Origin of the sequence: Lacrimispora sanguinis, assembly GCF_044987295.1 — a bacterium.
In the GTDB taxonomy this organism is placed as follows: domain Bacteria; phylum Bacillota; class Clostridia; order Lachnospirales; family Lachnospiraceae; genus Lacrimispora; species Lacrimispora celerecrescens_B.
Map to the genome: position 1 here is coordinate 407,050 of NZ_CP173277.1, position 25,453 is coordinate 432,502.

Annotated in this window: 19 protein-coding genes; 17 read left to right on the top strand and 2 right to left on the bottom strand. The window is 45.6% G+C overall.

Annotated elements, in window-relative coordinates; translation table 11 throughout:
- Positions 1-145: 145 nt before the first annotated feature.
- From ACHZES_RS01965 to ACHZES_RS01995, 7 genes are all read left to right on the top strand, one after another.
- Positions 146-1,750 carry a C40 family peptidase gene (locus ACHZES_RS01965; RefSeq protein WP_286173234.1) on the top strand — a complete coding sequence of 535 codons (1,605 nt, stop codon included), beginning with the start codon at positions 146-148 and terminating at the stop codon, positions 1,748-1,750.
- A 200-nt stretch (positions 1,751-1,950) separates the two neighbouring features.
- A complete protein-coding gene (locus ACHZES_RS01970; RefSeq protein ID WP_395548558.1) occupies positions 1,951-2,982 on the top strand; it encodes an XdhC family protein in 1,032 nt (343 codons plus the stop codon).
- The gene (locus ACHZES_RS01975) at positions 2,982-3,620 is read left to right on the top strand and encodes a nucleoside-triphosphatase (RefSeq protein ID WP_395548557.1); all 639 of its coding nucleotides are present in this window, start codon (positions 2,982-2,984) and stop codon (positions 3,618-3,620) included. Before ACHZES_RS01970 ends, ACHZES_RS01975 begins: the two co-directional genes overlap by 1 nt.
- Positions 3,598-4,611: a FecCD family ABC transporter permease gene (locus tag ACHZES_RS01980; protein ID WP_395548556.1), complete on the top strand. Its 1,014-nt coding sequence runs from the start codon at positions 3,598-3,600 to the stop codon at positions 4,609-4,611. Before ACHZES_RS01975 ends, ACHZES_RS01980 begins: the two co-directional genes overlap by 23 nt.
- Positions 4,612-4,623: 12 nt before the next feature.
- Positions 4,624-5,397, top strand: a complete 774-nt coding sequence (locus ACHZES_RS01985) for an ABC transporter ATP-binding protein (RefSeq protein ID WP_038283011.1) — start codon at positions 4,624-4,626, stop codon at positions 5,395-5,397.
- Positions 5,397-6,143, top strand: coding sequence for a Rossmann-like domain-containing protein (locus ACHZES_RS01990; RefSeq protein ID WP_395548555.1), 747 nt, complete (start codon positions 5,397-5,399; stop codon positions 6,141-6,143). Before ACHZES_RS01985 ends, ACHZES_RS01990 begins: the two co-directional genes overlap by 1 nt.
- Positions 6,144-6,183: 40 nt before the next feature.
- Complete coding sequence (locus ACHZES_RS01995; RefSeq protein WP_395548554.1) at positions 6,184-7,320, top strand: ABC transporter substrate-binding protein; 1,137 nt, start codon at positions 6,184-6,186, stop codon at positions 7,318-7,320.
- 66 nt (positions 7,321-7,386) lie between these two features.
- Here the strand turns inward: ACHZES_RS01995 and ACHZES_RS02000 are convergent, their stop codons facing one another.
- Complete coding sequence (locus ACHZES_RS02000) at positions 7,387-9,699, bottom strand: hydratase (protein WP_395548553.1); 2,313 nt, start codon at positions 9,697-9,699, stop codon at positions 7,387-7,389.
- A gap of 3 nt (positions 9,700-9,702) precedes the next feature.
- Complete coding sequence (locus tag ACHZES_RS02005) at positions 9,703-11,034, bottom strand: citrate synthase (RefSeq protein WP_395548552.1); 1,332 nt, start codon at positions 11,032-11,034, stop codon at positions 9,703-9,705.
- A 370-nt stretch (positions 11,035-11,404) separates the two neighbouring features.
- Between ACHZES_RS02005 and ACHZES_RS02010 the strand changes: the two genes are divergently transcribed.
- The 10 genes from ACHZES_RS02010 to rsmB all read left to right on the top strand — a co-directional run bounded on the left by ACHZES_RS02010 (position 11,405) and on the right by rsmB (position 25,433).
- Positions 11,405-12,184, top strand: a complete 780-nt coding sequence (locus ACHZES_RS02010) for a ClpP family protease (protein ID WP_038283004.1) — start codon at positions 11,405-11,407, stop codon at positions 12,182-12,184.
- A gap of 62 nt (positions 12,185-12,246) precedes the next feature.
- Positions 12,247-14,925 (top strand): DNA translocase FtsK 4TM domain-containing protein, encoded by a 2,679-nt coding sequence (locus ACHZES_RS02015; protein WP_395548551.1) that lies wholly within the window; start codon positions 12,247-12,249, stop codon positions 14,923-14,925.
- Between the two features lie 40 nt (positions 14,926-14,965).
- Positions 14,966-16,636: a formate--tetrahydrofolate ligase gene (locus ACHZES_RS02020; RefSeq protein WP_395548550.1), complete on the top strand. Its 1,671-nt coding sequence runs from the start codon at positions 14,966-14,968 to the stop codon at positions 16,634-16,636.
- Positions 16,637-16,649: 13 nt separating this feature from the next.
- Complete coding sequence (locus tag ACHZES_RS02025) at positions 16,650-18,125, top strand: UDP-N-acetylmuramoyl-L-alanyl-D-glutamate--2,6-diaminopimelate ligase (protein WP_038283001.1); 1,476 nt, start codon at positions 16,650-16,652, stop codon at positions 18,123-18,125.
- An 88-nt stretch (positions 18,126-18,213) separates the two neighbouring features.
- On the top strand, positions 18,214-19,584 hold the full coding sequence (gene murF, locus ACHZES_RS02030; protein WP_395548549.1) for a UDP-N-acetylmuramoyl-tripeptide--D-alanyl-D-alanine ligase: 1,371 nt from the start codon (positions 18,214-18,216) through the stop codon (positions 19,582-19,584).
- A gap of 78 nt (positions 19,585-19,662) precedes the next feature.
- A complete protein-coding gene (gene priA, locus ACHZES_RS02035; RefSeq protein ID WP_395548547.1) occupies positions 19,663-21,891 on the top strand; it encodes a primosomal protein N' in 2,229 nt (742 codons plus the stop codon).
- An 18-nt stretch (positions 21,892-21,909) separates the two neighbouring features.
- Complete coding sequence (gene def, locus ACHZES_RS02040) at positions 21,910-22,404, top strand: peptide deformylase (RefSeq protein ID WP_038282998.1); 495 nt, start codon at positions 21,910-21,912, stop codon at positions 22,402-22,404.
- A 2-nt stretch (positions 22,405-22,406) separates the two neighbouring features.
- On the top strand, positions 22,407-23,393 hold the full coding sequence (fmt, locus tag ACHZES_RS02045) for a methionyl-tRNA formyltransferase (RefSeq protein WP_395548546.1): 987 nt from the start codon (positions 22,407-22,409) through the stop codon (positions 23,391-23,393).
- A gap of 2 nt (positions 23,394-23,395) precedes the next feature.
- Entirely contained in the window at positions 23,396-24,112 is a 717-nt protein-coding gene (locus tag ACHZES_RS02050) for a zinc metallopeptidase (protein ID WP_038282997.1), read from the top strand.
- Positions 24,102-25,433: a 16S rRNA (cytosine(967)-C(5))-methyltransferase RsmB gene (gene rsmB / locus ACHZES_RS02055; protein WP_395548545.1), complete on the top strand. Its 1,332-nt coding sequence runs from the start codon at positions 24,102-24,104 to the stop codon at positions 25,431-25,433. The genes ACHZES_RS02050 and rsmB overlap by 11 nt, the downstream gene beginning before the upstream one ends.
- The last annotated feature ends 20 nt before the right edge of the window (positions 25,434-25,453 follow it).

A 25,453-nucleotide genomic window follows, 5' to 3' on the forward strand; every position in this document is an offset into this window, starting at 1 on the left:
TTCTTAATATTATGTAACATAATCTTAATAATTTTTTGTTAGACCGATATCGCAAATAATGACATTTTATGCTATACTAGGCAAATAGGCTTATAGTCTGAATCGGCTTTCCGCTAGAATACAGGATATGGAGAGAAAGTACAGGATGGAAAATAACAACGAGAAAAAAGATTATATAATTCGTTTGGATAAGGCCAGAAAAAAACGCAGTAAGAATGATTATAAGAAACTTTTGGCAATGGGAGGTACAGCGGTTCTTTGCGTGGCAGTTATTTCTGCAGTGGGAATGGCAGCGAAGAATCACATTGCCGCAAAACCGGCAGTGCTTGCTACCGGGTCGGAGGCCTCTGCAATAAAGATGGAGGAATCAGCAGGCTTAAATGCAGACGCGAAAGCAGAGTCTGAGGCTCAGGCAGCAAAGGAAAAGGAAGAAAAAGAAAAGGTAGTAAATTCCTATAAGAATTTAGGAATCATTCAGGTATCAGGTTATTTAAACGTGAGAAAAGCACCGAGTACCGATGAGGATGTAATCGGAAAACTCCAGGGAGACAGTGCCTGTGATATCCTGGAGAATACGGAGTCCGGCTGGAGTAAAATATCTTCCGGCGGCATTGAAGGATATATAAATTCCGAATATGTTTTATCAGGGGAAGACGCAAAAAAGAAAGCAATGGATCTGGTAAAATTGAGAGCCATCGTTCAGACCGACAGTATGAACATCAGAAAGGAACCATCCACCAGTTCGGATGTGGTGGGCCAGGCGCTTTCCAATGAAAGGTATGAGGTTTTAGGACAGACTGATGGCTGGATACAAGTTCCGTCCGGATATTTATCTGCGGATTATGTTAAAATGGAATATGGACTGAATGAGGCCAGAAAACTGGATCTAAAGGCCATGATATTCAATCTCTATAAGAACATTGGTATTTCCGACGTGGATAATTATTTGAACGTAAGAGAAGAGCCTAATGAAAACGGCAAGATTATTGGAAAGATGCCAAGCAAAGCCGCAGGAAATATATTAGAGACAACGGATGGCTGGTATAAGATTCAGTCCGGTAACATTACCGGCTATGTGAAATCTGATTATATTCAGACAGGACAGGCAGCAAAGGATGAGGCTTTGCAGGTTGCAGAGCTGATGGCCATTGTCAACACGGATATGTTAAATGCCAGGACCGAGCCTTCCACTGATTCGAAAATATGGACACAGATATCCAACAATGAGCGGTATCCTGTCTTAAAGCAGATTGACGGCTGGATACAGATCGAGCTGGAGGAAAACAGCAGTGCTTATGTATCCACAGATTACGTTGATGTCCGATACGCTCTTCCTGAAGCAATCAAATTCTCGCCTTTAGAGGAAAAAGCCAATGCCCAGGCATCGTTTCGGGCCCAGATCGTCAACTATGCCCTGCAGTTTTTAGGGAATCCTTATGTGTGGGGCGGAACAAGCCTTACAAAAGGGGCTGACTGCTCTGGATTTACCATGTCTGTTTACGCTCATTTTGGCATTGGACTGCCACATTATTCCGGTTCTCAGGCTGGTATGGGTAAGGCGGTAAAATCCAGTGAAATGAGACCTGGGGATTTAATCTACTATGCAGACAGCAAAGGAACCATCAACCATGTATCCATGTATATCGGTAACGGACAGATCGTACATGCGGCCAGCAGACGCAGCGGTATTAAAATTTCCACATGGAATTACAGGACGCCGGTAAAGATCCGAAATATGATCGGTGATTAATTTTAAGGTCGCCGGATTGAAATTTAATTGTTATCTTAATTAAATTTCAATCTGGGGGCCTATTTTTTTTACTTTTTTTCTCCGGTTTACAAATTCTGGAAAAAGGGCTATAATAGATAAGCCGATATATTTTCGAAAATATAACGGAAAATAGGATCCGATGGATAATTGTTTATAAAATATTTTAAGGGGGCATTGAAATGCGGAAGCTGTTTAGAACAGTTTTAGAAACTCTGGAAAAAGGTGAAGATGGGGTTTTGGTAACTATTATTGCAAGTTCTGGTTCCACTCCCAGAGGTGCAGGTTCTCACATGCTGGTAAGACAGGATGGGACTACAGAAGGAACGATCGGAGGCGGAGCGGTGGAATACCGGTCCATCCAGAGGTCACAGAAAGCGATAGAGGAAAAGTCATCCTATACGCACAGCTTTGTACTGGGAAAAGAGCAGGTAGCTGATCTTGGCATGATTTGCGGCGGTGATGTGGTGGTTTACTTCCAGTATCTGGATCATGAGAATCAGGAATTCAAGGAATTATGCAGGAAGATAGAAGAAGCCTATGATAAGGATGAAGACAGCTGGCTTATTATGGATATTACCGACGAAGCCGCATGGGGGCTGGGAATATACAGCAAATCAGCGGGATTTACAGGAATAAAGGGGATTGGTGAAGAAGATAGAAAAGTTCTCCTTCAGTATAAAGCGGTTCAAAAAAACTTTGGTGAGCGAAAGTATTACAGCGAGCCTCTGGTCCGGGCCGGCTGCGTCTATATTTTCGGAGGCGGACATGTGGCACAGGAATTGGTACCGGTTTTGGCACATGTAGGATTCCGGTGTACCGTTTTTGATGACCGGCCGGAATTTGCCAATGATAAACTGTTTCCCCAGGCAGAGAAAACTATTGTGGGGAATTATGAACGGATTTTTGATTACCTTGAATTAAGGGAATGTGATTATGTCTGTGTTATGACCAGAGGACATCAGTCTGATTATGTTGTTCAAAGACAGGTTCTTACGAAAAACACCTGCTATATCGGTGTGATTGGCAGCCGCAAAAAACTGGAAACCTTGGCCGAAAAGCTTACGGCAGACGGCGTTACCAGAGAACAAATCGATAACTGTCACAGCCCCATCGGTTTGGAAATCTACGCAGAAACACCCGCTGAAATCGCCATCAGTGTAGCGGGAGAATTAATTGCTGTCAGGGCCCTGCGGGAAGGGCGAAAAAAATAATGGGGAAGTTTTTATTTTTAAAAGGTGATTCAGGAGAAGGAAAGACAACCTTACTTTTTGAATGCTTAAAACCCTGGCACAAGATAATGGGAGGGTTTTATTCCCAACGTTTGCTGAATGAAGATGGAATGACCATGGGATTTCGTATGGTTCCGGCAGATGAAGAATGGATACCCGCGGCTGCCTATAAAAAAGGACTGTCGAATATATTTATCCAACGGACTGAACATGGATTTCAAAAAAATCTTCAGTTTTTTAAAACCGATGGAATAGAAATTCTGCGTTCCTCCGCTCAAAGAAGGCTTTGCCTTCTGGATGAAATAGGCGGGGTAGAACTTTTTGCACCGGAATTTATGGAGGAGGTACTTTGCCGCATTGATAGCCAGATACCCTGCATAGGTGTTTTGAAAAGCCAGAAAAATCTGCAATCCATGAGAACCAGAGTTCCCACAGAACCTGATCCGGACAAGCTTCTTCGGGAGTTGGAAGAAAAGCTTGAAAAACGGTCAAATGGACGGATTCTTACATTTGACCGAGAAAAAAAGGAGCACATTCGGGCAGAAATTATGGAGTTTTTGAGAGAATGTACGGAAAAGGAAGGAAAGGAAACACAAGATGGAAAGGGACTGGATTTATAAAAAACGTTTTGGAATCATAGTGCTCTTATTTATTGTTTGCTTTTTTGGTTCCTTTTTGATTGGGCGGTACCCGGTATACCCGGACACACTCTTAAAGATCCTTCTCTCGTCGATCTTTCCCATAAAAACCACTTGGCCTGCCCAGGCAGAGACGGTTGTTTTCCAGGTCCGTCTTCCGAGAGTGTTTATGGCAGCAATGATCGGCGGAGGATTATCCTGTGCAGGCGCCGCTTATCAGGGAATCTTTAAGAATCCCATGGTTTCACCGGATGTTCTGGGGGCATCCTCTGGCGCGGGATTAGGCGCAGCCCTGGGACTGTTTTTTGCATTGGGATATAACGGCGTAACAATCAGTGCCTTTCTTTTTGGTCTTGGTGCAGTAGGAATTGTCTGCCTCATCAGCAGCCGGGTAAAGTATAATCCTGTGTTAGGACTTGTGTTGTCCGGCATGATGATAAGCTCCCTTGCTTCCGCAGCGGTTTCTTTCTTAAAACTGGTAGCGGATCCCACCAATACCCTTCCGGTCATTACCTATTGGCTTATGGGAAGCCTTGCATCCATCCGGCAGAAAGACGTGATGTTTGCTGCACCATGGATCCTTGTGGGAATCCTTCCGATTTACCTTCTTCGGTGGCGGATCAATGTTTTAAGCCTTGGGGAAGATGAAGCGAGAAGCATGGGAATCAATGCCAGGAAGCTCCGCTTTATTATTGTGGTCAGCGCAACTTTAATCACCTCAGCCGCAGTTTCTGTAAGCGGGCATATAGGCTGGGTAGGACTTGTAATCCCTCATTTTGCCAGAATGCTGGTAGGCAGCGATTACCGAAGGCTGTTGCCGGCCTCTCTGCTTATGGGTGGCAGCTTTCTGTTGATCGTGGATAATTTTGCAAGGCTTTTGGCTACCAGTGAGATCCCCATTGGCATCTTGACTGCATTTGTTGGCGCTCCGTTCTTTTTATATCTTATTTTGCGGGAAGGTAACCGGTTATAGAGGAGGAGAGAGATGGAGCTGACAGTAAAGAATCTGGAATTTGGTTATCACTGTTTTCCAGTATTAAAAGGGATCAATTTTTCATTTAACAAGGGAGAACTGGTCTGTGTCCTTGGAAAAAACGGTGCAGGAAAGAGCACGCTTTTTCGATGCATGTTAGGTCTGTTAAAGGGGTACCATGGGGAGATTCTGATCGATGGAATGGAACGCCGGCATTTTTCTGAACGGGAATTGGCTGGTAGGATCGCCTATATACCTCAGAACCACGATACAGCATTCTCTTTTTCGGTTCTGGATATGGTGCTAATGGGAACAACAGCCTCCCTGCCCCGCTTTGTAGGTCCGGGACAGAAAGAAAAGGACAGGGCATTGAATGCATTGAAGCTATTAAAGATTGACAGTCTAAAGGACCGTATATTTGGGCAGATCAGCGGTGGAGAACAGCAGCTTGTGCTGATTGCAAGGGCCATTGCCCAGGAGGCAAAAATCCTGATTATGGATGAACCCTGTTCCAGCTTGGATTACGGCAACCAGATCCGGGTTATGGAGGAACTGCGGGCCTTGTCACAAAAGGGGTATTTAATTGTGCAGTCCACCCATAATCCGGAGCATGTCTTTTATTTTGCCCATAAAGCACTGGTAATGTCAGATGGAAAGATAACGGCTTTTGGTGAGCCGGATAAGATCTTGACGAAAGAGCTTTTGGAAAGCGTATACCAGGTGCCCATTGAGATCTATGAAGACCGGAAAAGCGGAAAAAAAGTGTGTATGCCTGGAGGAAGATAATGAGTATGTGGGAAATGTATGACCGTCTGATAGAACCAATACCAGATGACGTAAAGATAGAAGATTATTTTGTAGGAATCCAGTGGACTTCAGTGACAGTCTGCGGATATACCGGTGCGGCAGCAACAAACCCGCTTCAGACCATTAGGAGGACTGAAAAAAAAATATTGGACATGTCATGGAAAGAAGCCGCAGGGCTGATAAAATCATGGAATTTTACAGAAGCCAGCATAGGTGCCGCAGCGGTTAATGCCTATTATAATCAGCCGGACCGGATCAGTAAGTTAGAAAAGGAAGGTACAATCAGGCAGCGATCGAAGGAAGATGCTTTTATGGCCTACCGTGAGGATATCAAAGGAAAAAAAGTTGCGACCATCGGACATTTCTGTTTTGCAGAGGAATATTTGAAAGAAGCAAAATCCTGCGTAGTTCTGGAACGCAATCCAATGGATGGGGATTATCCGGACAGTGCCTGTGAATATATACTTTCAGACAGAGATTATGTTTTTATCACTGGATTTACCCTGGTTAATAAAACCCTTCCAAGACTGTTAGAGCTGTCACGGAATGCAAAAGTAATATTAGTGGGACCAAGTGTCGCTCTTGCCCCAGTACTTTTTGACTTTGGCGTGTGGGAACTGGCAGGGACTCTTATTACGGATAAAAAACTTACAGAGGAATTAGTGAAAAAAGGAGAGCACAAGGCGGTAATCCGTACTGGTTTGCCGGTAAGGCTTTCTAAATAAATAAATTTAAGCCGCAAAAGCGGCGGAATAGGGGGATTTTATGAAAAAAACAAGAAGAGGTCTGGTACTTGCTGCGTTCCTTGCTGTGGCAGTACTGGCAAATGGCTGTCAAAAAGGAAGCGGTCAGGAAATTCCAGACAGTCTGGCAGAGTCAACTGCAGCTGGAATAGCGGAAACTCAGGCAGAAACAGAAAAAGCGGGCGAATCAGGGGCGCAGTCGGATAGCAGAGTGTTCACGGATTCAGCAGGGAGAGAAGTTACACTGCCAAAGGAAATTAATAAGATTGCTCCTTCCGGTCCTTTGGCACAGATCGTGCTTTATACCTTTTGTCCGGATAAGCTGTCCGGACTTGCTTCTGATTTTTCAGAAGGTGCAAAGCAGTATATTGACGAAAAATATTGGTCACTTCCGAAATTCGGCCAGTTTTATGGGAAGAATGCAAATCTTAACATGGAGGCTCTCATTGCGGAAAGTCCGGATGTGATCATTGATATCGGAGAAGCGAAAAAAACCGTAAAAGAGGATATGGATGCCCTTCAGGAACAACTAAATATGCCGGTCATCTTTATAGAGGCAGATTTAGATACCATGAGTTCTGCTTATGAAAAGCTGGGAGAACTTACCGGAGACACTGATCAGGCAAAGAAACTGGCGGATTATTGCAATAACACACTGAAAAGGTCTAAAACAGCCAGGGAGCAGCTTGCTGAAAAGAAATCGGTTTATTTCGCTATTGGAGATGACGGACTTCACACCAATGCAGAAGGTTCCATCCATGCCAGGGTCATCGAACAGATCGGTGCGGAAAATGCAGCTAAAGTTGAAATGGTATCAAGCGGCGGCGGAAGCGAAGTATCCTTTGAACAGCTTCTTCTGTGGCAGCCAGATATTATCATTGCGGATTCCGAGGCCCTGTACCAAACCATAACAACGGATAAAGTCTGGGGGGAATTACATGCAGTGAAAGAGGGGAAGGTTTATCAGATACCTTCTGTTCCATATAGCTTTATGAGCAGTCCGCCTTCTGTTAACCGGATGATCGGGATTTTGTGGCTGGGCAATCTTGTATATCCCGAACAGTATAATATTGATATCAAACAAGAGGTAAAGGATTTCTACGAACTATTTTATCATGTGACTCTTGATGATACACAGGTAGAAAAAATCATAAAATAAAACATACCCCCGGATTGGAATCTGGCTTATATACCAGCTCCATGTCCGGGGGCAATTCTTTTATAATTACTGCTGTTGGTTTTTGTTTCTATTATAATTAATCAGGCAGCCTGCTTTTACGATTTCCCGTTCTTCCGGGGTCATATCAGCAATGTGCAGTTCTATCTCATGAATCGGATTTCCTTCTTCGTTTTTCACTACGTAAGCTGGAATGTGGTTCATATCTCCGTCAAGAGCTATGCGGATTCCAGGTACATAGATGAAATCCCCCACCTCAAAATCCGGCTCTGCATCAAGAAGGAAGGGAAGCATTCCCCAGTTCATAACATTGGAGCGGTATCGTTTGGTCGCATATTCTTTTGCAATATTGGCAAGGCCGCCCAGCACTCGCTGGCAGCTGGCTGCCTGTTCACGGGCAGAGCCATCACCTGGCTTTACTGCGTAAATCATACTTCCAATCTCTGTTTCCCCTACATTCAATTCCGGCTGGTTTAAATAAGCAGCCAGGGCCTTAAATGCAGATTCAAGTGACCGGTCAGCCTCTAAGGGAGAAGTGCCGGCTTTTCTTGTCTGCTCCAGCGCATTTACTTTCTTTGAGCGTTCCACATATTCCGGATCCCGGCGGGACAAGGTGAATTCCGCAAGTCCGAGAGGGTTGGAGCGGTAGGAAGAGGTTTCTCCGGAAGGAATCAGTTCATCAGTGGTAGTGACCGGATCCATGATCTTTGAGCATACCCGTAACATGATATTTTCCGTCAGAGCACTCATAGCCGGCCAGTCCTTGATATTTGGACCGTAAATCAGGGGAACTTCAGGCTGAGTCTTTCCGAATCCCTGATACACCCGTCTCTCATAGGAAGATGGATCAAATTCATAGGCAGGAACTTTGTAATCCTCTCCATAGCCTTCCGCAGATGTAAGATAGCCGCCGTTTGCCGCTGTAGCAGCAATGGATCTGGCATCCATGAGGGCGACACAGGAAATCTGTCCGCTGCCTGGTTTGGAACCTTCCCGGTTGGGGAAGTTTCTTGTGGTGTGGCGGATGCTTAAGGAATTGTTGGAAGGGGTGTCCCCTGCGCCAAAGCATGGGCCGCAGAAGGCCGTCCGGACGGTTGCTCCGGCAGACATCAGTTCTGAGATGGCTCCCTTTTTCACCAGATCCATATAAACCGGCTGGGAAGAAGGATATACCGATAAATTAAAGATGTCATTTCCGCAGTTTTTACCGGTCAGAATATGGGCCGCAGCCATAACATTGGAGTAGTTTCCACCGGCACAGCCTGCGATCACTCCCTGCTGAACCATCAGTTTTCCATTAACGATCTTATCTGTTAAGGAAAGGTTTGCTTTGGAACTGCCCACAATGCGTTCTGCTTCCTTTTCAACAGTGCGGAGAATGTCTCCAAGGTTATTATTTAATTCCTCGATCTCATAGGTATTGCTTGGGTGGAAGGGCAGTGCGATCATAGGCTTAATGGTGCTTAAGTCCACATAAACCACTCCATCGTAGTAAGCCACTTCTTCGGGATTTAATTCTTTGTAAGCATCTCCCCGGCCATGTAGGTCCAGATAGGCTTTTGTGTCCTCATCGGTTCTCCAGATAGAGGAAAGGCAGGTGGTTTCCGTTGTCATAACGTCCACGCCATTTCGATAGTCCGTATCCATAGAGGACACACCGGGTCCTACGAATTCCATGATCTTGTTCTTAACATAGCCGCTTTTAAAGACCGCTCCGATAATGGCCAGTGCCACATCGTGAGGGCCAACGGATGGAGCAGGACTTCCCGTAAGATAAATGGCCACAACGCCGGGATAAGCCACATCATAGGTGTCACAAAGAAGCTGCTTTACCAGTTCCCCGCCGCCTTCTCCTATGGCCATGGTTCCCAGGGCTCCATATCGGGTATGGCTGTCAGAGCCGAGGATCATGCGTCCGCAGCCGGCCATCATTTCCCGCATGTACTGATGGATGACAGCAATATGAGGCGGAACAAAGATCCCGCCGTATTTTTTAGCAGCGGAAAGTCCGAATACGTGATCATCCTCGTTAATGGTACCGCCAACTGCACATAAAGAGTTATGACAGTTGGTCATAATGTATGGAATAGGAAATTCTTTAAGCCCTGATGCACGGGCAGTCTGGATAATTCCTACAAATGTAATGTCGTGGGAGGCCATGGAGTCAAAACGGAGCTTCAAATGATCCATATGATCCGAAGTGTTGTGATTCTTTAAAATGGAATAGGCGATGGTACCTTTTTTTGCCTCAGCCTTATCTGGAGCCTTTCCTGTAAGGGCAGCAACTTTTTCTGCTTCCTGATCCGGAACCAGTTCCGTTCCATGTACAAGATAAGCTCCGCTGTCATACAATTTCACCATATGCTATCGTTCCTCTCTTTTTTTGTAGGAAATAGTTTCTCCTACGTATTTTGTCGCCGGACGCATGATTCTTCCGTCGTACAGCTTGTTTTCGATATTGTGTGCCAGCCAGCCTGCCATACGAGAGCAGACAAACAAAGGCGTATACATATCTTCCGGTATCTGTAACATATTATAAGCGAAACCACTGTAGAAGTCTACATTGTTTGACAGGGTTTTTCCGTTGCCGGCCAGGTATGCTTTGGCAACCTTTTCAAATTTTGTAAGGAATTCATATTCATCTTCCCTGTTTTTCTGTTTGGCAAGTTTTTCACAACAAGCCTTTAATAAATCCGCTCTTGGATCGGATACTGTATAAACCGCATGGCCAAGTCCGTATACAAGGCCGGAATTATCATAGAAGTCCTTAGCAAGGATCTTCTGGATCACTCCCTTCATCTGGGCTTCGGTTGCCTTTAGACCGATTTCCTTTTCAATGGCCTTGATCATTTCACTGCAGCATATATTGGCGCCGCCGTGCTTTGGCCCTTTTAAGGAGCCGATGGAAGCAGAGATAGCTGAATAAATATCGGTTCCTGTGGAAGATATGACTACATTGGTAAAGGTGGAGTTGTTTCCGCCGCCATGGTCTGCGTGGATCATCAGCATCACATCTAATAGGTTTGCTTCCTGCTCGGTAAAGTTCCCATCCCGTCGCAGCATGTAGAGAATGTTCTCTGCTACAGAATATTCCGGCTTTGGATAATGAATAATCAGGCTGTCTCTTTCATAATAATGAACCTTGCTCTGGTACGCGTAGACGGAAAGAGAAGGAAGTTTTGCCAGGATGTTGATCCCCTTTAAAAGTGTCTCATATGGATCCACATTATCTGGTTCCTCATCATAATCGTAGAGAGCCAGAATGCTCTGCTGAAGGCTGTTCATCAGATTGCGGGAAGGGGTGCGAAGCATATTCTTTTCCAAAAATTCATCAGGGAGATGGTAGTTCCGGCTAAGGGTGGATGTGAATTCTCTCAATTCCTTTTTAGAGGGAAGATACCCGAAAAGGAGTAAAAATGAAGTCTCCTCAAAACCATAGCGTTCCTGATTTTTTCCATTTACCAGATCGCCGATTTCAATTCCCCGGTAATAGAGCTTGCCAGGAACGTTGACCTTTTTTCCGTCTTCGATTTCATAGCCTACTACGTCAGATACGCGGGTTAAGCCTACCCGGACTCCGGTGCCGTCTTCGTTGCGGAGGCCTTTTTTTACATTGTGTTCCTTAAATAAATTGTTTGGAATATCCGTGTAATTAGAGGATTTACCAAAGGTCTGAGCGATAAAAAAGTTGTTCATGAGGCGATCTCTCCTTTTTTTAAAGTTTAGCCACAGCCAGAAAGTCAGGCACCTGTTTATAGAAAAGCAGCGCAAAGGATCACTCCGGCGCTGCCTTCATTGGCAAAAATGTGACTTCATTTATGTTGTTTGGTAGTTTACCATGTGGAAGTATCAAAGTCAACAACTTGTTATAATCACAATCAAAATATTGTGATTAAGTAAGGTTGAAGACTGGCTTTGATAGGAAGGCAGAAAATCCTGTTTTAAGTTTTACAAGCATATTTTTATGGTTTTCTCCACATCATATGGAAATACCCCATGAATATTCCATTACGTCACGGAAAGCGGGGCAACTACAAAATTTACAGTAAAACAGGAGGTTTATAAGGTGAGAGAGTATCAGGATAAGAACGGGAAGAATGAAGAATCAGAGGAAAAAAAGAATAGGCCTGCCGGCAATGAGCGCAAGGAAAACCTTGATGAAAAGAAAACAGAAAAGGATATAGAACAAAAAGAGGATGAAAAGCTGGAAGAATATGGCCAAATGACCCTTGATGACAATGCCAACAAGCGGAAAATCCATCTGATCTCCATTATCGGAGAGGTGGAGGGCCATGAAAATTTATCCGGCAACAGCAAGGCCACTAAATACGATCACATTCTCCCGAAACTGGCCGAGATTGAAGATGATGATTCCGTGGAAGGACTTTTGGTTCTTTTAAATACCTCCGGCGGCGACGTGGATGCAGGTCTTGCAATAGCGGAAATGATCGCTTCCTTAAGCATCCCAACCGTATCTTTGGTTCTTGGAGGAAGCCATTCCATTGGAGTTCCCTTAGCAGTTTGCACAGATTATTCCTTTATCGTACCTACTGGAACCATGATGGTACATCCCGTAAGAATGACAGGAATGGTGATTGGTGCCTCCCAGACTTATGAGTATTTTGAAATGATACAGGACCGGATCCTAAGCTTTGTTTCCAGCCACGCAAAGATTGCCTACGATCAGTTAAAACGTCTTATGCTGAATACGGAAATGCTCACCAGAGACTTAGGAACCGTGCTGGTTGGCGAGGAAACGGTAAAAGAAGGCCTGATTAATGAAGTGGGCGGAATCAAGGATGCTTTAAAAAAATTATATGAACTGATGGAAACTGCTTCCCGTTAATCGTTGCAATTCTTCCGATTTTTTTGTATACTGTTACCAACGGTATAGAAGGGGGAAGTATTGTGCCTGAGACAACGAAGAAACGTACAACAGCAAAAAAAGGAAAAAACGGGAGAACAAGAAATACCGCCGCCAAAAAAAATGTGATTTTACCGGAACCGGAATTTATCCATTCAGAAGTCGTGATCATTATGTCATTTTTGGCTGCGGCCATTCTGTTTTTTAGCAACTTTCATTTATGCGGCGTGGTCGGGGATTTTCTGCGAAGCGTACAGTTAGGTATCTTCGGAAGTGTGGGATATGTTGCGCCTGTGCTGCTGTTTGCAGGAACAGCGTTTTACATCTCCAACCAGGGAAATCCCAGGGCTGCTTTTAAACTAGCGTCTTTTATTCTGGCGCTGGTTTCTTTGTGTGGATTTTTACAGCTCCTTTTTGGAGCAAAGGCCGGCGAGGGAATAGGACTTGCCGACATTTATTTTGAAGCTTCCGTAAGCGGAAGAGGAGGCGGTATTATAGGCGGCCTTCTTGCGGGAGGACTTGCCTCCATCATCGGCGTTGTGGGAGCCTATCTGGTGATCGGTGTCCTTCTTGTCATATCTGCAGTTTGCATTACGGAAAAATCATTTGTAGATATTGTGAAAAAGGGAAGCGGAAAAGCATACCGCCATGCCAGGGAAAATATGGACATGCACATGGAAGTCCATGCAATGCGGCAGGAAGCCCGTAAACAGCTTTTGGAAGAGAAAAAGCTTCGGGGAGTCAATTTAGAGGCCACGAAACTGGAGGAAGCCCGGGAAGAAAGTTATGTGGAAGAACCGATTGAAGAAGTTCCTGACAGCCTTGCAGATGATATTATGGTCCAGGCAGACCGGCTGTCTGCCGTTACTGCTGTGGATGAAAACGAAACCAATCCTGCCGATATTTTCCGGGGCAGTTTTTCACCTGTACCGGAAGATGACGAGGATACGGTTCCCTTTGATCCGGATATGGAAGGAACATCGTTTGCTGAGACGCTGGAAGAACCTTCCATATATATGAAGAAAGAGGTCAAGACCTTAAAGGAATTGGAGTTTGTGGAAGAGGAGTTCTATCCCGAGGAAGGAAATGATACCTTTACCATTCCGGAGGAGCCAAAACAGGTGGTTACTGCTTCCGGCAAGGTAATAGAAACGGATACAGAAGCTCTACAGAAAAAGCTGGAAAAGAAACGGGAAGAGGCAGCAAAGGAAGATGGGTTAAGTGTCAGTCTTGAAATCAAGCAAAAACAGGAGATTGTGAAAAAGGAATATAAGTACCCGCCTCTCTCCCTGCTTAAAAAAGGAAAATCGGCGGTCTTTTCCGACCGGGAATACAAGGATACTGCCATCAAGCTTCAGCGGACTTTACAAAACTTCGGTGTTGGGGTTACTGTTACCAATATCAGCTGCGGACCCTCCGTAACCAGGTATGAACTTCATCCTGAGCAAGGAGTAAAGGTCAGTAAGATCGTGAGTCTGGCAGATGATATCAAATTGAGCCTGGCGGCTGCTGATATCCGAATAGAAGCACCCATACCAGGAAAATCTGCGGTGGGCATTGAGGTACCCAATAAAGAAAATCAAATGGTATACTTACGGGATATTCTGGAAGCAGACAGTTTTCAGAAACATTCCTCCAAGATTGCGTTTGCGGTGGGCAAAGACATCGGCGGCCAGGTGGTTGTCACTGACATTGCAAAGATGCCCCACCTATTAATTGCCGGAGCTACTGGTTCCGGTAAGTCCGTCTGCATTAACACCTTGATTATGAGTATTATTTTTAAGGCAGACCCTGAGGATGTGAAACTGATCATGGTGGATCCCAAGGTGGTGGAATTAAGTGTTTATAATGGAATTCCCCATTTGCTGCTTCCTGTAGTCACTGACCCCAAAAAGGCTTCCGGAGCCCTAAACTGGGCGGTGGCGGAGATGACGGACCGTTATAATAAGTTCGCCCAGTATAATGTCAGGGAAATTAAGGGATATAATGAAAAGGTTGAGAGTATAAAAGATATTGAGGATGAGGATAAGCCTAAAAAGATGCCTCAGATTGTCATCATTATCGACGAGCTTGCGGATCTGATGATGGTAGCTCCCGGAGAAGTGGAAGATTCCATCTGCCGTCTGGCCCAGCTTGCCAGAGCTGCGGGCATTCATCTTGTCATTGCTACTCAGCGTCCGTCGGTAAATGTCATAACAGGTCTGATTAAAGCCAATGTTCCATCCAGGGTAGCCTTTGCGGTTTCTTCCGGCGTGGATTCCAGGACCATTATTGATATGAACGGTGCGGAAAAGCTTCTTGGAAAAGGTGATATGCTCTTTTATCCAGCAGGATACCCAAAACCGCTGCGTGTTCAGGGCGCCTTTGTATCGGATTCTGAAGTCTCTAAGGTGGTGGAATTCTTAACAGAACAGGGGATGACCGCAGATTACAACCCGGAAGTAGAAAGCATGATTGCTTCCACTCCAACAGGCGGAGAGATAAAGGGCGGCGGAAATGACAGGGATGAATATTTTGTCCAGGCCGGAAAATTTATCATAGAAAAGGATAAGGCTTCCATTGGAATGCTGCAGAGAATGTTTAAGATTGGCTTTAACCGGGCTGCCCGGATCATGGATCAGCTTGCAGAAGCCGGTGTGGTAGGAGAAGAGGAAGGAACCAAACCCCGTAAGGTACTAATGAGCCTGGAGGAATTCGATGAAATACTTTCCCAGGGTTATTAATGATAGAACTGTGTTACTTACATAGAAGGAGGATTGGAGAATGAAAACAGATATCGAAATCGCACAAGAGGCAAGAATGTATCCGATTAAAGACGTAGCTGTATCCTACGGGATCGGTGAGGATGAGCTGGAACTTTACGGAAAGTATAAGGCAAAGCTTACGGATGAATTATGGGAGCGGGTAAAAGACCGCCCCGATGGAAAACTGGTTCTGGTAACCGCCATCAATCCTACTCCGGCAGGAGAAGGGAAGACCACGACTACGGTAGGTCTTGGGCAGGCCTTGGGGAAATTGGATAAAAAGGCGATTATCGCCCTCAGAGAACCCTCCCTCGGACCATGCTTTGGCATAAAAGGCGGTGCGGCAGGCGGCGGATATGCCCAGGTTGTGCCTATGGAAGACTTAAATCTTCATTTTACCGGTGATTTCCATGCCATAACCTCTGCCAATAACCTGCTTGCAGCTCTGTTGGATAATCACATTCATCAGGGGAATGCGCTTGGAATCGATACCCGCCAGATTCTCTGGAAACGCTGCCTGGATATGAATGACCGTGCTCTCAGAAACATTGTGGTAGGTCTTGGTTCCAAAGCAGAAGGATTTGTGAGAGAGGATCACTTTGTAATCACGGTTGCATCGGAAATCATGGCGATTCTTTGCCTTGCAAATGATATGGAAGATTTAAAAGAACGGCTGGGAAGAATCATTGTGGCATATAATTATGCTGGGGAGCCTGTGACTGCCGCCCAGTTAAATGCAGTGGGGGCTATGGCTGCTTTGTTAAAGGATGCGTTAAAGCCCAACCTGATACAAACTCTGGAGCATACCGGCGCCATTGTTCACGGCGGACCTTTTGCAAACATCGCTCATGGCTGTAACAGTGTGCGTGCAACTAAAACAGCCTTAAAGCTGGCTGATGTTGTTGTGACAGAGGCAGGGTTTGGCGCGGATTTAGGCGCGGAAAAGTTCCTGGACATCAAATGCAGGAAAGCCGGATTAAAGCCCGATGCCATTGTGCTGGTTGCAACCGTAAGAGCCTTAAAATACAACGGCGGAGTGCCTAAGGACCAGTTAAAGGAAGAAAACCTGGCAGCCCTTGAAAAAGGGATTGTCAATCTGGAAAAGCACATTGAAAATATGATGAAATACGGCGTTCCGGTCATTGTCACCTTAAATTCCTTTATCACAGACACAGAGGCAGAACACCAGTTTGTCAAAGCATTTTGTGAGGAGAGAGGCTGTGAGTTTGCCTTATCCCAGGTATGGGAAAAAGGCGGAGAGGGCGGCATAGAGCTGGCAGAAAAAGTTCTTTATACCCTGGAACATAAAGAAAGTAATTTTGCGCCCATTTATCCAGATGAAATGGGGTTGGAAAATAAGATTGCCACAATTGCAAGAGAAATCTATGGCGCAGCTGGAGTGACCTATGCTCCGGCAGCGTTAAAAGCCATAAGAAAGTTTGAAGAAATGGGCTTTGGCAGCCTTCCTGTGTGTATGGCAAAGACACAATATTCCTTATCCGATGACCAGGCAAAGCTTGGGAGACCGGAAGGCTTTGACATTAACGTAAGAGATGCTTATGTATCTGCCGGAGCTGGATTTGTGGTCATTTTAACCGGAGCCATTATGACCATGCCAGGTCTTCCAAAGAAGCCGGCCGCAGATAATATTGACGTAAATGAAGATGGAGTAATCACCGGATTATTCTGATTTGGAGGTTTTAATGAAGTTTAGAGAATGGCTAAAAGACTTAAAATATGAAGTATTGCAGGGTAGCCTGGACGTGGAGGCAGAGGATGTCATTTATGACTCCCGAAAGGCCCGAAAGGGAGTTGTATTTGTCTGCATGAAGGGAACGAGAACGGACTCCCATGAATTCATCCCTGAGGTGGTGAATGCCGGGGTGGAGATCCTTGTAGTGGAGCAAAGGATAAAAGTTCCGGATGGCGTAACTGCCATTCTCGTAGATCATGCAAGAGAGGCGCTGGCTTTGCTTTCAGCTGCCAGGTTTGACTATCCGGCGGAAAAGATGGTTACCATCGGAGTGACCGGAACCAAGGGAAAAACCACAACCACGCACATGATCAAGACAATTCTGGAAGCCTGCGGGAAAAAAGTGGGAATGATCGGAACCACAGGGATTGTCATCGGCCAGGATGTAACGCCTACGATGAATACAACTCCAGAGTCCTATGAACTTCATCTTGCCTTTAGCCGTATGGTGGAGGCCGGCTGCGAATATATGGTGATGGAGGTTTCCTCCCAGGCCTTTAAGATGCACCGGGTCGATGGGATCTGTTTTGATTACGGGCTGTTTACCAATATTTCTCCTGATCATATCGGACCGGATGAGCACCAGGATTTTGAGGAATATCTTTTTTACAAATCCAGGATTTTTTGCTGCTCTAAAGTGGGCATCATGAACGGCGATGACGAGCACTGGGAAGAAGTGGTAAAGGACGCCTCCTGCAAACTCTATTCTTTCTCTATGGATAAAGATGGAACGGACTTTAAAGCAGAAGACATACGATACATCGCCCAACCGGATTTTGTTGGACTGGAATTTGACATCAAAGGGACTTGTGAGCTTTCTGTCCGGGTGAATATTCCGGGACGCTTTAACGTTGCCAATGCATTGGCTGCGGTCAGTGTTTTAAGCTTTTTAGACCTTCCGAAAGAGAGTATCTGCCATGGGCTGGAGCATTTAAATGTTAACGGACGTATGGAAATCGTATATGCCTCTGAGAAATGTACGGTAATCGTAGATTATGCCCATAATGCGGTCAGTATGGAAAGCCTGCTTTCAACTTTAAGGGATTACCATCCAAAGCGCCTTGTCTGCGTCTTCGGCTGCGGCGGGAACCGTTCTAAGGACCGGCGTATCACCATGGGTGACAGTGCGGGACGCCTGGCAGATTTTACGATTATCACTGCGGACAATTCCAGATACGAAAAAACGGAAGATATCATTGCAGATATTCGTGGAAGCCTTGAAAAAACCGGAGGAAAATACATAGAAATCCCGGACCGCAGGGAAGCGATCCGGTTCAGCATCATTCATGCTGAACCGGGCGACATGATTGCCATTATAGGAAAAGGACATGAGGATTACCAGGAGATAAACGGAGTCCGTCATCATTTTTCAGACCGGGAAGAGGTCTTAAAAGCGGTGGATGCCCAGCTTTCAAAGGATGTTTAAAAGGAAGGCACAACGATAAATAAAATGCCGGAAGCCGTAGGAAGATGCGGCTTTCGGCATTTCCACGGTAGATGGAATGGAGGAAGCTATGGTTAATATGACAGTAAAAGAAATACTTTCAGCCACAGGAGGAAGGCTTCTTTGCGGAAACGAGGATACAGTTTTAGAGCACATCAGTATTGACTCCAGATCTATGAAGGGGAATGATCTGTTTGTCCCTATTATAGGAGAAAAGCAAGATGCTCACCGTTTTATCGGGCAGGCATTTGACAATGGGGCAACGGCGACGCTTACCAGCGAACATGACGCCATGGACTTGGACCAACCCTGGATCCGGGTAGAGGATACAAAAAAGGCTCTTCAGGCCATTGGGAGCTATTACAGGGACTGTTTAAAACTTCCCCTTGTGGGAATTACGGGAAGCGTAGGAAAGACCACTACTAGAGAAATGGTCGCTTGCGCCCTGTCTGCCCGTTATTCTGTTTATAAAACCCCTGGAAACCATAACAGCCAGGTGGGAGTGCCCATTACCTTATCGGAGATCTCGGCCGAGGATGAAATCGGAGTCATTGAACTGGGGATGAGTGAGCCGGGAGAATTGACCGTCATTGCCAAGATCGCAAAAATCCAGATGGCTGTGATTACCAACATCGGAGTAACCCATATCGAGCAGTTAGGATCCCAGGAAAATATTTACAGAGAAAAGATGTCCATCCAGGATGGCCTGATGGAAGGCGGAATCCTGTTTTTAAATGGGGATGACCCGCTTTTAAAAACAACAAAGGCCAAGGAAGGCTGTAAGACCATCTATTACGGAACAGGAGAAAACTGTGATTACAGGGCCTTGGATGTCCATATAGAGGAGGGCTTTCCGGCCTTTACTGCAGCTTTCGGCCAGAAGAGGGTTCCGATACGCCTGGCAGTAATGGGAAGCCATAACGTGTTAAATGCAATGGTGTCTCTTGCAGTGGCTTCTGAGTGCGGCATTCCTATGGAAGAAGCCGCTAAATGTCTTCAGGATTTCACAGGTTTTAAAAACCGGCAGCAGATCTATCATGTGGCGGGAATTACCATTATCGATGATACCTATAACGCCAGCCCGGTGTCTATGAAAGCAGGACTGGAGGTTTTGGGTTCTATAACAAAGGCGGAACGAAGGATCGCTGTATTGGCCGATATGAAAGAACTGGGAGAAAAGTCCCCGGAATATCACTATGAAATCGGAGAATACATTGCAGAACATCCGGTATATGAGTTGGTGACTTTAGGAGAAATGGCAGGGGAGATCGCCAGAGCGGTGAAGGAACACGCTCCTCATATCTTGGTTAAAGAATTTATGGAGCCGGAGCTTCTGGTAACTTACTTAAATAAGGAATTAAAGGAAGGGGACTGTGTGCTGTTTAAGGGCTCAAACAGCATGAACCTTGGTCCTGTAGCGGAGAAATTTTACCGGCCTTGACAGCCTTCTGGAGCTCATGCAGCATAAGGCGAGGCATACCTTTATGCCCAAAAGGCGTGGGCAGAAAAGAGGATTACAATGACGGAACGATATGCCCGGATTATTATTGATATTTCCCATGAAAAAGTTGACAGAACCTTTGATTACCGGATTCCGGCCGGGCTTTTTGATGAAGTGGCTGTGGGGTCTCTGGTTTTGATTCCTTTTGGAAAAGGAAATTCCATGCGGAAAGGGTATGTGGTCGGCATTGCCGCCCATGCGGATTATGATCCGGATAAAATTAAGGATATTGCAGGGATCGTAACGGATGGTGTTTCAGCGGAATCCCTGCTTATTTCCCTGGCATGGTGGCTGAAAGAACGGTATGGTTCCACCATGAACCAGGCATTAAAAACAGTGCTTCCGGTAAAGCAAAAGGTTAAGCCGAAGGAAAAAAAGGTACTTAAAAGTCTTTTAGATCCTTCCCAGCTTATCAATGCTTTAGAGGAAGCGGAAAAAAAGAAATATAAGGCCAGGGTACGCCTCTTCCAGGCATTAATGGAAAATCCTGTCATTCCATACGAAATTGCGGTCAACCAGATGAACCTTTCTGCGGCCACTTTAAAGCCGGTTATAGAAAAAGGATACGTAAGTCTTGATCGTGAAGAGGTCTACAGAAATCCTGTTAAAACAGAGGCAAAAGAAAGAAACAAAGTGGTTTTAAATAGGGAGCAGCAGGCCATCGTAGACAGCTTTTGCCTGGATTATTCCCATGCGATAAGAAATACCTATTTGATCCACGGCATTACGGGAAGCGGAAAAACGGAAGTTTATATGGAATTGATCCAAAGAGTCATAGAAGATGGAAAACAGGTGATCGTGCTCATTCCTGAGATTGCTCTGACCTATCAAACAGTCCTGCGGTTCTATGGAAGATTTGGGAACCGGGTGTCCATCATCAATTCAAGATTGTCGGCAGGAGAACGGTATGACCAGTTTGAACGGGCAAGAAACGGAGATATTGATATTATGATCGGTCCCCGTTCAGCCCTGTTTACCCCCTTTTCCCGTCTTGGACTGATTCTCATAGACGAAGAGCATGAGGGAGCTTACAAAAGTGAGGTATCCCCAAGATACCATGCCAGAGAGGTGGCTGAGAAAAGGGCCTCCATGCAGGGAGCATCTTTGGTTTTAGGCTCAGCGACCCCATCCCTGGAAGCTTATACAAAAGCCCTTCTGGGGGAATACAGGCTTTTTCGCCTGACGGAACGGGCCAAAAAAAACAGCCGTCTGGCGGCGGTTTCTGTGGTGGATTTAAGGCAGGAGTTAAAAGAAGGCAATAAATCCATTTTCAGCAGGAACTTACAGGCCCTGATCCAGGACCGGCTGGAGAAGCGGGAACAGGTCATGCTGTTTATCAATAGGCGCGGCTATGCAAATTTTGTTTCCTGCCGATCCTGCGGCGAAGCCATTCGCTGCCCTCACTGTGACGTGACTTTAACACTTCATAATAACAGCCGCCTTGTTTGTCATTATTGCGGTTATTCTATCCCCATGCCGGACCGCTGTCCTGCATGCAGTTCTCCTTACATTGCCAATTTCGGAGTGGGAACCCAGAAGATTGAGCAAATGACAAAAAAGATGTTTCCAGCTTCTAGAGTCTTACGAATGGATCTGGATACAACCTCAAAAAAGGGAGGACATGAGGAGATACTCACTGCCTTTTCGGAGGGAGAGGCTGACATCCTAATTGGCACCCAGATGATCGTAAAGGGGCACGATTTCCCCAATGTGACCTTGGTAGGAGTACTGGCGGCAGACTTGTCTTTGAATACCCCGGACTACCGCTCTGCAGAGAGGACCTTCCAGCTCTTGACCCAGGCGGCAGGAAGAGCCGGGCGTGATTCTCGAAACGGTGATGTGGTCATTCAGACCTATAGTCCGGAGCATTACAGCATTGTGACCGCTGCAAATCAGGATTATGAGGCGTTTTACCAACAGGAAATGGCTTATCGGCGCCTGATGAAATACCCTCCGGCAAGCGGCCTTTTAACCGTTCAGTTCTCCTCCAGACAGGAAGACTGCTTAATAGAAGCAGCGGCTTTGGCAGCCGGGTTTATCGCCCCCCTTTCGGAACAGGAAGCAGTACAGGTCATCGGCCCGGTAGAGGCAAGCGTTTACAAAATTAATGATATCTATAGAAAAATTTTATACTTGAAACAGGAAAACTATGATATACTAATAAAAATCAGGGATCAGATCGATGTTTTTTCAGAAAATCATCGGCAATTGTTTGATCAGGTGATGATTCAATACGATTTTTCATAAATGAGAGGATAAAAGAAAATGGCAATTAGAAAGATTAGAACCATTGGAGATGAAATTTTAAGAAAGCACTGCAAACCTGTAAAAGAGATCACACCAAGGATTACCGAACTGATCGTAGATATGTTTGAGACCATGTATGAAACAAACGGAGTTGGCCTTGCAGCTTCCCAGGTGGGGATTTTAAAACAGATCGTAGTTATAGATGTAGATGACGGGAACCAGTATGTACTGATTAATCCGGAAATTGTGGAGACAAGGGGAAGCCAGACCGGACCGGAAGGCTGCTTAAGCGTGCCGGGAAAATCCGGAACGGTTACAAGGCCTGAATACGTAAAGGTAAAAGCTTTTGATGCTTCCATGGAACCGTTCGAACTGGAAGGGGAAGGATTTTTAGCTCGTGCAATCTGCCATGAATGCGACCATTTAAATGGTGATTTATACGTAGATAAGGTGGAAGGCGAGTTGGAGGATGTCTCCCTGGATGAGGAAGAAGAAGGCGAGGTAGAAGAATAATTATGCGTATCATTTTTATGGGAACACCTGATTTTTCCGTTCCTGCTCTTGAGGCTATACATGAGGCCGGACATGAGATCCTTGCGGTAGTTACCCAGCCGGATAAACCCAAGGGAAGAGGGAAGGAAGTCCAGATGACTCCGGTAAAGGAGAAAGCAATGGAATACAACCTCCCTGTTTACCAGCCGGTTAAAGCAAGGGATCCGGAGTTTGTAAAAATTCTTTCAGATATGGAACCGGATCTGATCATAGTGATCGCTTTTGGACAGCTCCTGCCAAAGTCCATTCTGGATATTCCTAAATATGGTTGTGTGAATATCCATGCTTCTCTGCTTCCCAAGTACCGCGGCGCATCTCCATTACAGTATGCGGTTATTAACGGGGAAAAAGAAAGCGGAGTCACGACCATGATGATGGCGGAGCTTCTGGATACCGGAGATATGCTGGATCAGGAATCCACTTCTTTGGATGAAAAGGAAACCTTCGGCAGCCTTCATGATAAACTGAGCAGGTTGGGCGGCGGCCTTATATTAAAAACCATAAACAAACTGGAAGATGGAACGGCAATCCGTATCCCCCAGGATGATTCCAAGTCCTGCTACGTAGGCATGATAAAAAAGTCTATGGGAGATATTGACTGGTCCTTGGATGCTGTATCCATAGAACGCTTGATTCGTGGATTAAACCCATGGCCCAGCGCTTATACAGTCTGGAATGGAAAAGTGATGAAACTATGGGAAGCAGACGTGGTAGATAAGGAGTATGAAGGGGCTTATGGCCAGGTGGCAGAGGTTAGCCGGAATTCTTTGGTCATAAAAACCGGAAAAGGCGGCCTTTCCATTCGAAAACTTCAGCTGCAAGGGAAAAAATGCATGGATATCGACGCATTTCTTCGTGGATATCCCATTGCAGAAGGCACCATTTTGGAGCGCCTTGCAGACGCACCTTCAAGCCCTAACGCTGGCAAGAAAGAAGAAAGGGGAGTCTGATTATGTATTATGGCGGAATGATGGGATATTACCTAGATCCGACCTGGATCTTAGTCATCATCGGAGCAGTTTTGTCCATGGTGGCATCTGCAAAAGTAAACAGCACTTTCAATAAATATTCAAAAGTAAGAAGTATGTCCGGAATGACTGGGGCAGAAGCGGCAAAACGCCTTTTAAATTCCCAGGGCATTTATGATGTTCAGGTAAGGTCTGTAAGCGGACAGCTTACGGATCATTATGACCCCAGAACCAAAACTGTTAATTTGTCCGACTCTGTTTATGGTTCCACATCAGTGGCGGCAATCGGTGTCGCAGCACACGAATGCGGTCATGTAATGCAGGACAGCACAGGTTATATTCCTCTGAAACTTCGGGCGGCTATTGTTCCTGCGGCCAATATTGGCTCTAAGGCGGCACTGCCTCTCATTATTCTCGGTGTTATAATCGGGGGAATGGGTTCTCCCTTAGTGAATATCGGCCTGATTCTGTTTTCTCTGGCGGTATTATTTCAGTTGGTCACCCTGCCTGTGGAATTCAATGCCTCCAGCCGGGCGGTTACTCTTTTAGGCCAGGTAGGGATTTTAGGTGACCAGGAATTGGGTTATACCAGAAAAGTGCTGGGTGCGGCAGCCCTTACCTATGTGGCGGCGCTTGCTGCTACCGTACTTCAGCTTCTAAGGCTGGTTATCTTGTTCGGAGGAAGAAGGAATGATGACTAAAGAGACAGACAGCAGGGAAATCGCACTGGATATCCTGTTAGAGATTCTGGAGCGGGGAGGCTACAGCCATATCATCCTGCGCCAGGCCTTAAATAAGTATCAGTATCTGGATAAATCGGAACGGGCCTTCATTTCCAGAATCGCAGAAGGAACGGTAGAATACCTGCTTCAGATCGATTATATCATTGATTCCTTTTCCAATACGAAAGTTTCAAAGATGAAACCGGTAATACGAACTATTTTACGCATGTCGGTCTATCAGCTTATTTATATGGACCGTGTTCCTGATTCAGCCGTATGTAACGAAGCGGTGAAACTTGCCGTGAAACGGAAATTTACAGGATTAAAGGGTTTTGTCAATGGAGTGCTGAGAAATATTTCCAGAAATAAAGAGGGATTAAGCTGGCCCGATGATTCTGTCCGTTATTCCATGCCGGCATGGATCGTATCCATGTGGGAGGAATCCTATGGCAGAGAAACAGCAGTTACCATGATGGAATCTTTTTTAAAAAATAAAAAAACGACTGTCCGCTGTAATCTTGCAAAGGCTTCAAAAGAAGAAATTATTCAAAGCCTTAGAAACCAGGGGGCAGAAGTAAGTGAGTCCGGAATTTCAGAAGCAGTGCTTTGCATTGAAAAATATGATTATATGGAAGGACTGGAGGCGTTCCAAAAGGGATATATCCAGGTTCAGGATCTAAGCTCCAGCTTTGTAGGTGAGATAGCTGACCCTAAAAAGGGAGATTACGTCATCGATGTCTGTGGAGCACCGGGAGGAAAGAGCATTCATATTGCAGATAAACTTGACGGGACGGGTATGGTGGAAGTCCGGGATTTAAGTCTCCTTAAGATAAATATGGTCGAAGAAAATATTAGACGATGCGGATATTTAAATATCCGTACAAAAGTCCAGGATGCGCTTGTCACTGACCCGGATTCAGTGGAAAAGGCGGATATTGTTATTGCCGACCTGCCATGTTCCGGACTTGGTATCATCGGACGAAAGCCGGACATCAAATACCGTATGACGCCGGATGCCCTGGAATCTTTGGCCACGCTTCAGCGGAATATCCTTACGGTTGCCCAGGCATATGTAAAACCGGGCGGACGTCTGATTTTCAGTACATGTACCATAAACCGAAAAGAAAATGAAGAAAATGCCCGGTGGTTTCTTGAGCAATTTCCTTTTGACTGTATTAGTCTTAAAGGAAAACTCGGAGAGAAGCTGGATTCGGCCGCCGCAAACCGGGATTTTATACAGCTTTTGCCGGGAATCCATCCCTGTGACGGATTTTTTATTGCGGCATTTCAGAAACGGTAGAGCCTTTACACCCGATAAAG